Here is a 13,378-nt window from a genome sequence, read left to right as displayed (position 1 = left end):
TTCATATTATGAAGCGAAAGAATAAGCAAGTTCCAAAGTGGGTTGCAAGTACGTTAGAAATTGTCCTGATGATTGCCATCTTATTTGCCGCCTATTATCTTGCGAGTCCGATTTTGACCCACAAACCGGTTGATCCACAAACTTGGTTATATTTCCCAGTTCAAATGTTTGTAGCGTTAATTGCAGTTGGGGCATATAGTTACTGGAAAGAAAAAAGCACTGCAAAGCGCAAGGCCGCCGAAGCGAAAGCTAAGAAGGACGCCGAAATACGCAAACAGCGTGAAGTTGCAGAAAGCTCTGCTCAGCATGAAGCGAATATAAAACGAAATCAAAACGTCAAACAGAATAGAAACTAAAAAAAGATGCGATTTAATCGCATCTTTTTTAGTGGTTTTAAACTTGTAAGCCGTACTTAGTAAGAGACAGGCATAAAGACGTTATGCGTGTTGGTTAAAGTACTTTTTGATGATTGCGTGTTCTTCCGGCGTAGGGTCAGATTCCATTGACTTAATATCATGCAATCGTTCAACTGTAATGTGGACGTTAAATGCTAGCTCATTATCGGTGAGGTTATGCTTCTTCTGGAAAGTGACGATGTCTTCAGAGATATTATTTAATTCTTTTTCCATACAATCCCTCCAGGTTTTAGTTAGTAACTACATCTCTATTATAGCTATTTTTTTAAAAAAGGTGACAAACAGGTTTCAAAAAAAGGCGCATATTGACAATAAAACATTGCTGATAGCGGGTTGGTGCGGTAAACTAACTAAAAGCTGACTATTTAGCTGCCTGGTTGTTTGTCATCATAATAATATTTGTGTGTAATTAGTCTGTTATGTGCAGAAGTTATAGTGAATATGACTCAAAATAATGATGAGGTGAATATATGAAATTTAGAACATCGATTTTAGCAATTGCAGCAGTTGCTGCTTTTACAGCCACACCAATTATTAGTGCGAATGCCGATACTGTGTCGAGTACGAACACCACAATTCAACCATTACCGTATGCGTCGAGTAGTACCCAGGTGAATACGGCAACCAGCTCAACCAGTACTGCTACGGTAAAATCTAGTAGTACCAGTGATTCAACGAGTACGGCAGTTGTCACTCTTGCCAAAAAGCTCGCTTCCGAAAACATTCCTTATGTATGGGGCGGAGAGTCCTTGAAGGGAATGGACTGTTCAGGACTAACTGATTATGTCTACCGCAATGCTGCAAATATCCAATTAGGTCACTACACTGTGACCCAAGAAGGTAAAGTAACAACTAAAGCGGTAGCAGATGCTAAACCGGGAGACCTGCTTTTCTGGGGTCAAAAGGGTGCAACGTACCATGTTGCAATTTACATTGGCAATAATCAGTTCGTAGCAGCGCCACAACCAGGTCAAAATGTTGAGATTGAAACAATTAATAGTGCATTCATGCCTAGTTTCGCCGGAACAGTTAACCGTTAATAAATTTTTGGTAATCATTTTTTGATTACAACTACAATATCTTTGTAGTTTATCAAGCAGGGAGCTCACCAGCGATGGTGGGTTCTTTTTTTGTTGGATTTAGATAATAAAGTTGAGAGAGATGTTATAATGTTGGTGAGTTAATTAACCTTTGGGGGGGATGGAAACTTATCTTAAAAGGTAAGAATCCGACAAAATGAAAAAAATTCACTTAATCAGCATTTTAATCGTTAGTTTGGGCTTAACACTTGTAGGATGTGGGAATCAGACAAGTAAATCCGATAGTGACCAATCACAAGCGGTTAGTCAATCGAGTAAGAAACAGGCCGTTAGCAGCGAACCTGCTAGTTCGAGCGAATCGGATAGCAGTTCAACAAGTAGCTTGGGTAGCAGTAGCAGTCAAAAGCAAACCCAAGCCAAAAAAAGTAGCGAGTCTAACGCGGATAGTTCGAAAGCGTCAAGTTCAAGTCAACCTAAAACTAAGACTGCCAAATTGAGTCAGAACCAGATGTATAACTGGGTCTATTCACAAGTTCAGCAACAATATCAACGGCAAGATATTAGTATGTCATCCTATAAGAGTTCGAATAATGCGACAGTTATTCAAGTAACGGAAAATCATAATTCAGCCAATATGAAAGCAAAGGGTGTTGATCCCAACACCGCACCAACAGTTGCCTGGTTTGAAGTGACAACGAGTGGTGAACTTTATCGTTCGGATAACGGTGGGGCAAGTTTCTATTACGTGGCAAGTTATAAATGATGACGACAATTAGAAAAAAGCGAGTTTAATTAAATACAATATCAAAAGAGCAGCTAGAAAATGAAACTTTTTCTAGCTACTCTTTTTTTAGAACCATTTACTATGATTTTGGCGAATCTTTGATCGGACCTCTAAGAAATAAATTAATAGAAGGTCAATTAGAATAGTGGTTAAAATAGCCCACAGCCAATTTTGACTGGTTTGAACAAAGACAAAATAGCCGAATCCCAATGAACTGATTGTAAGCAAAATTAGTTCCGTTACGAGGGATTTACTTTGTAGAAAGGCAACACCAATGGCAAGTAGTGTGGCACCAGCAATGACGCCGTCTGCGCTCGTTTGAGAATCGAAATCAATTATGAAGGCAATCACTTCTAGCAGAAGGCCGATAATTGCGGCAGCCAATCCAAAGATTGTTGTAAAATTTTTGAAATTAGACTTTTTCATTGAAATCACCCCTTACCCCCTTATTATAAGCCATTCTTAGTATAACGGGTAGGTTTATGCCATCAGGGAAGTGGGGTGGCGAATAGCAGCAGTTGTAAAACGACTAGTATGGCGCCGAATTCGTAATAATTATGGTGAGGAACGTGGATTATTCGGTAGTGAGTCCGCCGAACATCCTCAACGAATCCGTGAGAAGTCATGGCCTCGGCTAAATTTTCAGACCAGTTTAGGGATGCTAAAATAGCTTTGAAATAAAGGCTGGGTGACCAAAAATGCATGGTTTGATTCCGCATGCGACCTGCCGATCGAATAATGGCGACTTCGTTGATAATTTTGGGAATCAAATTAAAGGCACCCAAGAATCCATACGCAAACTTCGAGGGAAGCTTTGCATTTTGTTCGAGTGAAAGGATCAACTCCTGAAGGGTCGTTGTCAAAGTGGCAACTGATCCTACAAAAACGTAGGCGAAAATCCGAGTGACCAGAACGAGGATAAAGTGGACGGATTGATCAGTCCAAAGGTACATTGAAATTGTAATTGCAATGGCGGGTAGAATTGGCACCAAGAAGAGCAGGCCAATCTTTCGAGGGGCTACTTTGACCGCGATTAGCCAAATTAAGCTTCCCAAAACGAGAATGAGGTTGACTGACCATGACTGGGTGAATGAAACCTCAACGGCAATCAATAATGCCAGTAACATTTTTATGCTGGGATTCATTTTAGTTCCTCCTCATAAGTCAGCGTTTGGTTAGCTAAAGTCAGATGATAATCTACAATGGCTGCAAGTCCGGTTAGCTGATGACTAATTATGATGAAAGTTTGCCCCAACTCATGGCTGGCCGTTGCAATGAAGGTAGCAACCTCGGTAACTGATTTGAGATCGAGTCCCTTTAAAGGTTCATCTAAAAGAAGAACGGGTGAGCCCACGATGAGCATTTCTAAGAGTTGCAGCTTTTTCTTTTGCCCCTCGCTTAATGAATAAACAACTTGGTCACCGCGGCCACTCAAATTAATAGTGGTAAGCATTTCTGTAATTTTGGAATCGGTATAATAATCAGGATGATGACTCGCTTTTTTGGAGATGGCGAGCTCCTCGTCGACCGTGATTCCCAGAAACTGTGATTGAGCATCTTGAAACATGAGGCCAACTTGCATGGCGTAGCGCTTTAGGCGGATTTTTTGAATGTCATCGGCAAGATAAGTAATTTGTCCTTGATAGTGGCCCAATCGCGTAATGGCGTTAAAGAGTGTTGATTTACCAGAGCCGTTTTCACCAGTCAGGAGGGTAATCTTTCCCTTAGCAAATCCTAAAGAATCGACATGCACCAAAGTTTCCCTTGGCGTGGCCAGCGTTAATTGGCTAAGGTGAAGGACTTGGCTTTCCTCAGCGGTGGGGATGCCTAATTTGACGGGTGAGAGTTGGTGGTCAAAATTGGCAAACCGGTTTTCGGCTTGCTCATCTGACAAACGCGTAATCTGTTTTGCTGCAGGGTCGAGCTCAAAGACGGCATCCACCAAATCTTGGTAACCGCTCAAATTGTGGTCTGCCAAAATGATGGTTTTTCCAGCGTCATCTCGTAATTTTGCAAGGCGGTTTAAGAGGAACTGACGCGAACCGCGATCGATACTGGCAAATGGTTCATCCAACAAAATGACATCGCTATCCATGGCAACGATGATTGCCAATGCCACTTTCTGCTTTTCTCCGCCAGACAAAGTAGAAAGAACGCGATGACGCAAATTTGTAATGTCGACAAATTCAAGCGCCCGCTCGACGGCTGCGGAGATTTGTTCAGGGGCAACCTGTAAATTTTCTAGCGCAAAGATGATTTCATTTTCAACTGTATCCATTGCAAATTGTTGGTCCGGATCTTGAAACATGAGGGCAACCATTCGACTAATGCTGCTAGGCTGCATGTCGGCAAGCGATTGGTCGTCATACAAAATTGTGCCCGTCTCTAAACGCCCACGAAATGCAGGGTACAAATTTGCGAGTAGTTTGAGTAAAGTCGATTTTCCGGTTCCAGAAGGTCCGATGAGCAATGAGAACTTTCCACTAGGAAACGTTAAGTTTAGATTTTTGAGCGTCGCTGGTAGGCTAGTGTGTTCAGTTGAGTATGAGAATGTAAGATTCTTAATCGTTACGGCTGCCACAAGAATTCCTCCAATTTAACGCGGTGCTAAAATATGGCTCTTCTCTAAAAGATTCATGATCAATTTGACGAGGACGCCACTGAAAAAGAAAGTGGAGACCAATCGAATGAGAAATAGGGTCAGTAATAGACCAATGTGATATTTATTGTACCCATTTCGAATCATGTCCCAGCCAAACGTGACAACCGTTGTGGTGAAAACACTTAAGCTTAGACTGAACCAGTTGTACAGTTTGTAGCCAGTCAACGTAAAGCCTAATTCTGATCCAATTCCCTGGACAATTCCGGAGATTAACGTGCTTGCGCCCCATTGGCCACCAAGAAACATTTCAACAACGGAGCCGAGAAGTTCGCCAAGGGTGGCAGAGCCGGCAATTCTAAACATGTAGCCAGCTAACGGTCCAGCCATGACCCAAACGCCCATCAAAATGTCGTTGGCGGCTGGTCCAAGACCAATTGGCGTAAGTGCAATGGTTAGGCCATTGTAAAGTGGAATGATGACCCAGTAGATGACACCAAAGAAGATGGAAATTAAGGCAAGTGTGATAATGTCGCGTAAATGCCAAGCTTTAAATATATTCATAGTGAATCCCCCTTTAAAATGTTGTAGTTAGTTAAATGTGGAAAAGGGGTGTTTTTCCAAATAAAAAGCCCCCGACTCTAGCTGAGTCGAGGGTTTCCACGTCTAAAAAGATGATAGAACCGTTCATTTTATCTCCCTTCGCTGGTACTAACCAGATCAGGTTCAATGGGTGTTATCTCAGCCAAATGGCACCCCAGACATATTTAACTAATTTACAGTACCAAGACTACCAGAAATTGAAAGGGGTTGCAAGAAGTTTAAGTTTTGCTGTAAGCCTGTCTTTCTCATTTGAATTTGCTAAAATTAAGGGTAACAAATTGGTGAGGTGATAACGGTTGAAATATCGGCAAATTTTATTTAGGCTCATTGTGGCAGTTTTTGGTCTGCTTTTCATGATGCCAATGACGGGGCATGCCGCGGCTGGGCAGTCGGTGAGTGAAGTGCTGAGTCAGCCACAAGCCTATCGAATCGTGAATAGCGCCGCGACCATCTACAATCCCCGTACCAAGCAGACCCTTTCAGTTGGGACGGATGTTAATCGAATCTCGTACGTCGTTAAGAAGAGCAGCGCGGTTTCGAGTCGTGGCGTCTCCAGGGTAAGCTACGTGTACCTTAGTGACCAAAAGCAAGGTTGGATTTGGTCGCGTTATTTAAAAAGGGCAGCAAATGCAACGGGACCAAATTTGAAGAACGCAACGGCCGCTTTGTCGATGAATCTCGCCACCGGACAGACGTTGTATGCTAAAAATGTGAATAGTCCAAAGCTCGTTGCTTCAACCGCAAAGTTAATGACGCTGTACCTCGTTTTAACAAAGGTTCACTCAATGAAAAATGGCTGGAACCAGGTTGTGACGGCAACCCAGAATAAGAACTTAATCAAGATGAGTCGAGATACTGAATATGGTGGGTTCAAATTTAAAACAACGCATCAATACACGGTTCGCGACTTAGTGAATGCAGCGGTGGTGCAATCATCCAATAATGCTGCCATCGCGCTTGGCGAGTGGGTGGCTGGATCAAATACAAAATTTGTTGCCCTAATGAATCAAACTGCGCAAGATTGGCATTTGACACAAACTCATTTTGTATCTGCATCTGGGCTTGAAAATGAAGACTTAAAAAAGTTTGATTTAGTTTTACCAGGTAGCAGTCGTGACGGCGCCAATAAGCTTTCCGCAAGCAATTTAGCAACGATAGCGAGAAAATTATTATTGCGTTATCCCGAAATAGTCGACTTCAGCAATCAACGAACAAAAAAGGTCGATGGTCAAACGCTTTACAATTATAATCCACTACTTGAGGGAGCAGCAGACTATGATAATCAGCTTCAAGTTGATGGGTTGAAGACTGGCTACACCGAAAAGGCGGGGATTTGTTACGTTGGAACGGCTGCCCTGCATGGTAATCGGATTGTGACCGTTATTTTGAAAGATAAGAATGCGTTTAAGGATACCGATAAATTGATGAAGTATACTAAGACGATCAACGTACCAATCGGAGCCATTTCGCTAACTAAGCAGTTCAAAATGGAACGAAATACAAATCGGCAAAAGGAGTCGCTTTTGGGTGAGCTGAAGTTACAATCCCAATTTCACATTAATTAATGGTTTGGAGGAGCTTACACGTGATTAAAATGATTGCAACAGACATGGATGGTACTTTTTTAAAGGATAATCGAATGTTTAATCAACCAAGGTTTCAAAAATTATTGACCCAAATGAATCAGGCGGAAATTCATTTTGTTGCGGCAAGCGGAAATCAATTAATACATTTGAAGGAAACTTTCGCCGATATCAAAGGCGAAGTGACCTACGTTGCGGAAAATGGCGCAGTGATCGCCGTTAATGATCAAATTATCCAATCGGAAGTTATTCCTAGCGAACTTTGGAAAAAAGCGATTAATTGGGTCATGTCAGAACCAGCATTTGCAGAAGTTCACGTCATTCTTTCCGGGAAAAATGGTGCTTACACAGAATTGAAGTCGGATTCAACTCGATTTGGGGAATCCAGTTACTTCTACAGCAAATTCAATTCGGTCACTGATTTGATGACGGTAAGTGATGACATTTATAAAGTTGATTTAACCTGGGAAGATGAGGATGTTCGCGCAAAGGAAAAATTATTTAACGAAACATTTTCCGGAAAACTTAGGGCTACCTCAAGTGGGCTTGGGGGCCTCGATGTTATTTTGCCGCACGTTCATAAAGCCTATGCGTTAAAACAACTTCAAAAAGAGTGGCAAGTTTCGCCTGCCGAGACGCTAACGTTTGGCGATAGTGGTAACGACATTGAAATGTTACGCATGGCCAAATACGGATACGCAATGAAAAATGCTGCGCCGGAAGTATTAACAATAGCACCATTTGTGACAAAGTGGGACAACAATGATGAGGGTGTCTTGAATACCATAGCAGAATATATAGATGACAAGGGGTAGAACAAATGATTAATATGATTGCGTTGGATTTAGATAATACGTTGCTAACGAATGATAAGCGCATTAGCCAGAGAAATGAGCAGGCGCTGAAAAAGCTTCATGAGGCTGGGATGATGGTGGTTTTGTGCACGGGACGTCCAATTAATGCTATTTGGAAATACATCGAGCAGCTTGGCCTGACGAGCGATTTGGACTACACAATCACCTTTAATGGCGCGCTTGTCATCCATAATACAGATAAAAAGGTTTTGGCGAAGCAGGGGCTCAAGCTAACTGGGCTTGCACCGCTGTACGAATTTGCCAAACAGCATGAATTCCCGCTGGATGTTCTCGACTTTGATCAAGTCTATCCAGTCAGCGATTTGACGCCCTCAATTTATCAGCAAATGTTGGGTGCTTCGATGAACTACACACCAACACCATTTGCAAAACTGGGGGATGGTCTTTTTAGCAAGGCTGTCATGGCTTCGCAACGGGAGAAAATCGACCTGGTTCAGGCGACGCTCGATCAGAATATGACGGCGCACTACCATATTGTTCGGTCTCAACCGCAAATTATTGAATTCCTCGATCACGATATGGATAAGGCAGTTGGGCTGCTAGAATTATTAACCCATTTCAATTGGACTTATGATAACTTAATGACGTTTGGGGATGCTGAAAATGATTTGGGAATGATTAAAGCAGCCAAGGTTGGCGTTTCAATGGCCAACGGAACTGATGAAATTAAGCAGGCGGCAAATGAAATAACCCTCTCAAATGAGGATGATGGCGTGGCAGCCTTTACGGATGGCTTTTTTAAATAAATAAAAACGGGAGGACCAGCATGATTAGCTGATCCTCCCGTTTATCATTTAAACTATTAGTTTTGCTTAAAAAGTTTCGTCAGGTAATTCATAAAGGTTTCTAAGTAGCGTTTACTATCAGAGGTTAACCCAACCGTAATATTAGCATCTGGTTGGTTAATTCGAGTAGTATCACCAATAGTTCGACCGTAACTTTCTTTGTCAGTCGACACAATCATATTTAAATCAAATGAGGTAATTAAAGTTGGATCAAGCGCAACGCCAACAGCGAGCGGATCATGAAGTACGCAGCCGTGGAGAGTCGCATCAAAATCGGCATAAGCATCGATATAGTAGTCGACGATGTCAGCAAAATCCGTGCCAGCTTTTGTCTTAAGATTACGCCATTCTTGTGTTCCTTTTTTAGTTAAAATATTTCTGAGAGTAACATCTAGGCCAACCATTGTGAGGCGAATTGGGCTAGTGAAAACCGCGTTAGCAGCTTCCGCATCCTGGTGAATATTGGCTTCAGCGTACGGAGTCACATTTCCGGGAACGGTTAGGGCGCCACCCATGATGGTCACATTTCCAATTTTGGTTGGGAGGTCTGGATCCTTTTTGATTGCGGCGGCTAAGTTGGTTAGAGGACCAGTTGGAACAAGCGTTAGGTCTTTACCATACTGGTTCACGGCATCAATCAGAAAGTCGACACCAGAAGTCGTTTCAAGTGGGCGTTTTGCTTCTGGTAATTGAACACCACCAATTCCGTTTTCGCCGTGAATGTTGGCGCTAACTGGAAGTCGATCAAAGTGATCAGTTTGAGAAGCGTGCGATTCGCCTAAGTAAACGGGTACGTCTGTTGCACCTAAAAGTTCCAAAATCTTGAGGCTATTTTTGCCACCTTCTTCAACGATGACGTTCCCATACGAGCCAATGATCCCAATTAAATCAACATCGGGTGCACCGAGTGCATAGGCAATTGCCATTGCATCATCGATTCCAGTATCTAAGTCCAAAATGAGTTTTCTGCGTGCCATGAGTGAAAACCTCCAACCATTTATTCGAGATGTTAGTCTCTACTTAAATGATAAGGGAGAAAGCGCTTAAAAACAAATCTAATTTACACGGAAAAAAATCTGAACATGCTTTATAATGTTTTTAGACCGAATTTAAAAAGAGGAGAATTCTGTTGTCTGAAAATTCTAAAAATAGTAAATCACCTAATAGCGAGAAAGCCGCAAAAGCACGGAAACGATATGAGCATCTGTTGGATGATGCGACAAAAGAGTTGAACGAGTGGACGGGTGAAAATGAAGCTGTCGAAATCCACTTATTTCGCATGTTTTCCGAGATTTTCAAGAAGCATGGGAAGGATGAGGCGGATGCCTTGTTCATTGTGGGCACGAAATCGACAACACCAGCGCTCGCAACCGTTTCATCGGCGCCCGTAAAGCCCTGGCTTTTTTCGCGGGTATTTGCGTTGCTTGGATCGAGTTTTGCACTGCTAACCCTGCTTTTCCTCGTGTTTCATAGTGATAAAGCAGTGCCGGGGATGCTCTTTATTGGCTCGCTAATGGTGCCATTTTCACTATTAATTATGTTTTTTGAAATTAATGTTTTTAAAAACGTATCAGTTTTTCAAACAACGGAAGTTTTTCTGATTGGTGGCATTTTATCGCTAATAATGACAATGATTCTATACTCGATTATTCCTTCAGGAAACGGTGTGAGTATTGGCTCGGCGTTTGCAATTGGGTTTATTGAAGAAACCGCAAAAATGCTGATTATATTTTACTTTGTGAACCACTTTCGGCTTAACTATATTTTCAATGGAATGCTCATTGGGGCGGCAGTTGGTGCGGGTTTCGCAGTTTTTGAAACGGCAGGCTACACGGGTGAATATGGACTGGTCACGTTGTTTATCAGAAGTTGGCAGGCGTTGGGCACTCACACCATTTGGTCAGCGATGGTGGGTGCCGCAATTGTTTTGGCAAAGGAGCGCCACGTACCAATCAATCGCGATAGTCTGAAGGATATGAAATTTTTGAGATTCTATTTGTTAGCCATCTTTCTGCACGCAATGTGGGACTGGAATATTCCGGGTGAGTTGTTCAATACGTTCGATTTGCAAAAATTGAGTTTAATCATCATTGGTTGGGTGGCAATATTTGTATTAATTAACGCGGGCTTGCGAGAAGTCAGAACCCTGCAAGGGCAAACAATCGAATCAACCTATTTACTATAAAAGAAAGGGTGAGATCATGGCAGCAACTGAAAGATATGATATTACAATTATTGGCGGAGGACCCGCAGGAATGTTCGCAGGTTTCTACTCCGGATTAAGAACGGCAAAGACACAACTGATTGAGAGTCTCTCAGAGTTGGGCGGACAAGTTCAGGCCCTTTACCCAGAAAAGGAAATTCTTGATGTGGCAGGATTTCCAACGATTAAGGGGAGTCAACTAATTGCCCAGCAGAATAACCAATTTAAGGATTTTCCAATTGATATTTTTAAGAATCAAACGGTAACGGACATCAAGCGGGAAGCCGATGGGTTTGAAATCGTAACACCACAGCGAATCACCCATACAAAGGAAATCCTATTGGCCATTGGAAATGGGGCGTTTACGCCTCGGAAATTAGCAGTCGAGAATATCGACTCGTTTGAAGGTAAGCAGGTTTTTTATAGCGTTTCAGATTTAGAACATTTCCGAAATCATGAGGTTTTAATTGCCGGTGGAGGAGATTCGGCAATTGACCAAGCCCTCATGCTGGAGCCACTCGCTAAACATGTCACACTTGTCCATAGACGGGATCAGTTTAGGGGATTGGAATATATGGTTGAGAAGCTGAGAAACTCCTCGGTGACGATTAAAACGCCATTTTTGGTGAAGGATATCGAGCAGACACCCACAAAGCAACTTAATATTTCGTTGAAGCGCGTCAAGACGGAAGATCAATTTGAGCAACTATTGGTTGATGACGTCATTGTCAGCTACGGTTTTATTTCGGACAACAAGGCTGTGGCAGGCTGGCACGTTCAATTTGATGAAGATCACCGGATGCTGAAAGTTGATAGCAAGATGCAAACCAGTGAGCCGGGAATCTTTGCCATTGGTGATGGCGTGCTTTACCCTGGCAAGCAGCAGCTAATTGCAACGGCCTATGGCGAAGCGCCAACTGCTATAAATGCCATGATGCAGCAAATATACCCTGACAAACGGGGTCCAGTTCATAGTACGTCACTGAAAATAAAGAAGGATTAACCTGATTGGAGGTTAATCCTTCTTTTTGATTATTGGAAAATAGACTCAATTCAAGTAACTTATTTGGTTCTATACTTTTTCCTGTTGATGGATTGCCAGAGTGGTAATCTATTAACAGGATTTTTTTGTAAATTAAAAGCCCACAGGTCCCCATCCAATAAAATCCACCCACTACAGCATCATTAAAGGAGATAAGAACCCATGAACCCTATTGATAATACCATAAAGTTCGTCCTAAGCATAACTGACGAGAACGTTAACTTTTTTGCTTATAAAAGCCAATCTATTAAAAACAAACAATCTAAGATTTACATCGCCAACGCTAAAGTTAACTGTGTGAGATGTCCCCAATGTGGTTTCAATCATCTGAACCATAATGGTCACTACATTGCGCGTACTTCGTACCCGTCAGCCAATGCCAGTGAGCCAGTGTACCTTGAGCTGCATAAGGAACGATTAGTTTGTAAAGACTGTGGTGCTTCAATAATGGCATCCACTAGTCTAGTTGATAAATATTGCAACATTTCGCAAGCCACACGACAGAAAATATTCATGCATTTGCAGGACGACCGGACTCAGGCCAGCATCGCCTTAGATAATTGTGTATCACCAAGTACAATTTGTCGCTATTTAGATAATTACGATGATTTATTCCGCCGGAATTATGATTACTTACCAGAGCATTTAGCGATGGATGAAGTTCGCGGTGTTGGTGGTCAATTACACTTTATCTGTATTAACGGTGCCAGCAACCATGAAATTCAACAAATCTTGCCGGATCGCTATAAAAAAAGCATTATTGAGTACTTTAATAAATTCCATATCAATACCCGAAAACGGGTTCAAACCGTAACTCTGGATCTCAATAGTTACTATAAAGATATCGTTAAGGAAATGTTTCCAAACGCAGAAATTGTCGTTGATCGATTCCACATTATCGCCATGATGACGCGGGCATTCAACCAGACTAGAGTTCAGACAATGAAAAAATATGACAAGAAATCTATCGAATATCGACTGCTTAAGTTCTCATGGAAACTATATTTGAAGCACATTGATGAACTAGAAGTCAGCCAAACTTTCTATGATCGTCATTTACGACAGCAGTTAACTCAACAAGGGCGAGTACAAATGGGGCTTAACACTGATGACACTATTTCGAGCACATACGATGCGCTGCAAGGTATCATGTCCTGTCTTAAAAATCATGACAAAGATGGCATTGTCCACTATCTCTACAAAAATGAAAACCTAAGTTTTCAAATGAAGGAAACACTAAAAACGTTTAAAAGTAATCTGGAAATTGTCTTGAATGCCAGTGAATCTAAGTATTCTAACGGCCCAATTGAAGGTATTAATCGGATGATTAAGCAGATTCAGCGGACTGCGTTTGGATTTAGAAATTTCCATCATTTAATCTCGCGGATCAAACTTCAACAAATGAGAACAAAACCAAATACAAAAACAGAACTAGAAGCCGCTTAGCT

15 protein-coding genes and 1 riboswitch are annotated in these 13,378 nt (G+C 42.0%); of the genes, 9 read left to right on the top strand and 6 right to left on the bottom strand.

Going from position 1 to position 13,378, the window contains the following annotated elements:
• Positions 1-8 precede the first annotated feature (8 nt).
• On the top strand, positions 9-356 hold the full coding sequence (locus FGL90_RS02705) for a hypothetical protein (RefSeq protein ID WP_010619429.1): 348 nt from the start codon (positions 9-11) through the stop codon (positions 354-356).
• An 81-nt stretch (positions 357-437) separates the two neighbouring features.
• Here the strand turns inward: FGL90_RS02705 and FGL90_RS02700 are convergent, their stop codons facing one another.
• On the bottom strand, positions 438-629 hold the full coding sequence (locus tag FGL90_RS02700; protein WP_010619430.1) for an LBP_cg2779 family protein: 192 nt from the start codon (positions 627-629) through the stop codon (positions 438-440).
• A 257-nt stretch (positions 630-886) separates the two neighbouring features.
• On the opposite strand from FGL90_RS02700, the gene FGL90_RS02695 reads away from it, so the two are divergent.
• Together FGL90_RS02695 and FGL90_RS02690 are read left to right on the top strand one after the other, a co-directional pair.
• Positions 887-1,456 (top strand): C40 family peptidase, encoded by a 570-nt coding sequence (locus FGL90_RS02695; RefSeq protein WP_147656743.1) that lies wholly within the window; start codon positions 887-889, stop codon positions 1,454-1,456.
• 196 nt (positions 1,457-1,652) lie between these two features.
• The gene (locus FGL90_RS02690; RefSeq protein ID WP_147656741.1) at positions 1,653-2,219 is read left to right on the top strand and encodes a hypothetical protein; all 567 of its coding nucleotides are present in this window, start codon (positions 1,653-1,655) and stop codon (positions 2,217-2,219) included.
• Between the two features lie 87 nt (positions 2,220-2,306).
• On the opposite strand, the gene FGL90_RS02685 is transcribed toward FGL90_RS02690, so the two are convergent.
• From FGL90_RS02685 to FGL90_RS02670, 4 genes are all read right to left on the bottom strand, one after another.
• Positions 2,307-2,666 carry a hypothetical protein gene (locus tag FGL90_RS02685; protein WP_133278372.1) on the bottom strand — a complete coding sequence of 120 codons (360 nt, stop codon included), beginning with the start codon at positions 2,664-2,666 and terminating at the stop codon, positions 2,307-2,309.
• Between the two features lie 62 nt (positions 2,667-2,728).
• Complete coding sequence (locus FGL90_RS02680) at positions 2,729-3,385, bottom strand: energy-coupling factor transporter transmembrane component T family protein (RefSeq protein WP_010619434.1); 657 nt, start codon at positions 3,383-3,385, stop codon at positions 2,729-2,731.
• The gene (locus FGL90_RS02675; protein ID WP_147656739.1) at positions 3,382-4,821 is read right to left on the bottom strand and encodes an ABC transporter ATP-binding protein; all 1,440 of its coding nucleotides are present in this window, start codon (positions 4,819-4,821) and stop codon (positions 3,382-3,384) included. Before FGL90_RS02675 ends, FGL90_RS02680 begins: the two co-directional genes overlap by 4 nt.
• 15 nt (positions 4,822-4,836) lie before the next feature.
• Entirely contained in the window at positions 4,837-5,403 is a 567-nt protein-coding gene (locus FGL90_RS02670; protein WP_010619436.1) for an ECF transporter S component, read from the bottom strand.
• 116 nt (positions 5,404-5,519) lie between these two features.
• A riboswitch (TPP riboswitch) is annotated at positions 5,520-5,609 on the bottom strand.
• 129 nt (positions 5,610-5,738) lie between these two features.
• Between FGL90_RS02670 and FGL90_RS02665 the strand changes: the two genes are divergently transcribed.
• The 3 genes from FGL90_RS02665 to FGL90_RS02655 are packed head-to-tail and all read left to right on the top strand — an operon-like array spanning position 5,739 to position 8,646.
• A complete protein-coding gene (locus FGL90_RS02665) occupies positions 5,739-7,007 on the top strand; it encodes a D-alanyl-D-alanine carboxypeptidase family protein (RefSeq protein ID WP_010619438.1) in 1,269 nt (422 codons plus the stop codon).
• A gap of 29 nt (positions 7,008-7,036) precedes the next feature.
• Positions 7,037-7,840 (top strand): Cof-type HAD-IIB family hydrolase, encoded by an 804-nt coding sequence (locus FGL90_RS02660; RefSeq protein WP_225423056.1) that lies wholly within the window; start codon positions 7,037-7,039, stop codon positions 7,838-7,840.
• A gap of 5 nt (positions 7,841-7,845) precedes the next feature.
• Complete coding sequence (locus FGL90_RS02655) at positions 7,846-8,646, top strand: Cof-type HAD-IIB family hydrolase (RefSeq protein WP_147656737.1); 801 nt, start codon at positions 7,846-7,848, stop codon at positions 8,644-8,646.
• Positions 8,647-8,702: 56 nt separating this feature from the next.
• On the opposite strand, the gene FGL90_RS02650 is transcribed toward FGL90_RS02655, so the two are convergent.
• Positions 8,703-9,662 (bottom strand): nucleoside hydrolase, encoded by a 960-nt coding sequence (locus tag FGL90_RS02650; protein ID WP_147656735.1) that lies wholly within the window; start codon positions 9,660-9,662, stop codon positions 8,703-8,705.
• A 152-nt stretch (positions 9,663-9,814) separates the two neighbouring features.
• Here FGL90_RS02650 and FGL90_RS02645 point away from each other — a divergent pair, with 152 nt between their 5' ends.
• The 3 genes from FGL90_RS02645 to FGL90_RS02635 all read left to right on the top strand — a co-directional run bounded on the left by FGL90_RS02645 (position 9,815) and on the right by FGL90_RS02635 (position 13,376).
• Positions 9,815-10,870 carry a PrsW family intramembrane metalloprotease gene (locus FGL90_RS02645; RefSeq protein ID WP_010619442.1) on the top strand — a complete coding sequence of 352 codons (1,056 nt, stop codon included), beginning with the start codon at positions 9,815-9,817 and terminating at the stop codon, positions 10,868-10,870.
• Positions 10,871-10,886: 16 nt separating this feature from the next.
• Entirely contained in the window at positions 10,887-11,891 is a 1,005-nt protein-coding gene (locus FGL90_RS02640; protein ID WP_010619443.1) for an NAD(P)/FAD-dependent oxidoreductase, read from the top strand.
• A gap of 201 nt (positions 11,892-12,092) precedes the next feature.
• Positions 12,093-13,376 carry an ISL3 family transposase gene (locus tag FGL90_RS02635; protein WP_147656733.1) on the top strand — a complete coding sequence of 428 codons (1,284 nt, stop codon included), beginning with the start codon at positions 12,093-12,095 and terminating at the stop codon, positions 13,374-13,376.
• Positions 13,377-13,378 lie beyond the last annotated feature (2 nt).

Origin of the sequence: Secundilactobacillus malefermentans (assembly GCF_008033155.1) — a bacterium.
GTDB lineage: Bacteria > Bacillota > Bacilli > Lactobacillales > Lactobacillaceae > Secundilactobacillus > Secundilactobacillus malefermentans.
This window is presented reverse-complemented; position numbering and strand designations above follow the sequence as displayed.

What these genes read in the sequence shown, in the direction of transcription:
- FGL90_RS02705 (WP_010619429.1), top strand. Translation starts at nt 9, where the DNA reads ATGAAGCGAAAGAATAAGCAAGTTCCAAAGTGGGTTGCAAGTACGTTA.
- FGL90_RS02700 (WP_010619430.1), bottom strand. Translation starts at nt 629, where the DNA reads ATGGAAAAAGAATTAAATAATATCTCTGAAGACATCGTCACTTTCCAG.
- FGL90_RS02695 (WP_147656743.1), top strand. Translation starts at nt 887, where the DNA reads ATGAAATTTAGAACATCGATTTTAGCAATTGCAGCAGTTGCTGCTTTT.
- FGL90_RS02690 (WP_147656741.1), top strand. Translation starts at nt 1,653, where the DNA reads ATGAAAAAAATTCACTTAATCAGCATTTTAATCGTTAGTTTGGGCTTA.
- FGL90_RS02685 (WP_133278372.1), bottom strand. Translation starts at nt 2,666, where the DNA reads ATGAAAAAGTCTAATTTCAAAAATTTTACAACAATCTTTGGATTGGCT.
- FGL90_RS02680 (WP_010619434.1), bottom strand. Translation starts at nt 3,385, where the DNA reads ATGAATCCCAGCATAAAAATGTTACTGGCATTATTGATTGCCGTTGAG.
- FGL90_RS02670 (WP_010619436.1), bottom strand. Translation starts at nt 5,403, where the DNA reads ATGAATATATTTAAAGCTTGGCATTTACGCGACATTATCACACTTGCC.
- FGL90_RS02660 (WP_225423056.1), top strand. Translation starts at nt 7,037, where the DNA reads ATGATTGCAACAGACATGGATGGTACTTTTTTAAAGGATAATCGAATG.
- FGL90_RS02655 (WP_147656737.1), top strand. Translation starts at nt 7,846, where the DNA reads ATGATTAATATGATTGCGTTGGATTTAGATAATACGTTGCTAACGAAT.
- FGL90_RS02650 (WP_147656735.1), bottom strand. Translation starts at nt 9,662, where the DNA reads ATGGCACGCAGAAAACTCATTTTGGACTTAGATACTGGAATCGATGAT.
- FGL90_RS02640 (WP_010619443.1), top strand. Translation starts at nt 10,887, where the DNA reads ATGGCAGCAACTGAAAGATATGATATTACAATTATTGGCGGAGGACCC.
- FGL90_RS02635 (WP_147656733.1), top strand. Translation starts at nt 12,093, where the DNA reads ATGAACCCTATTGATAATACCATAAAGTTCGTCCTAAGCATAACTGAC.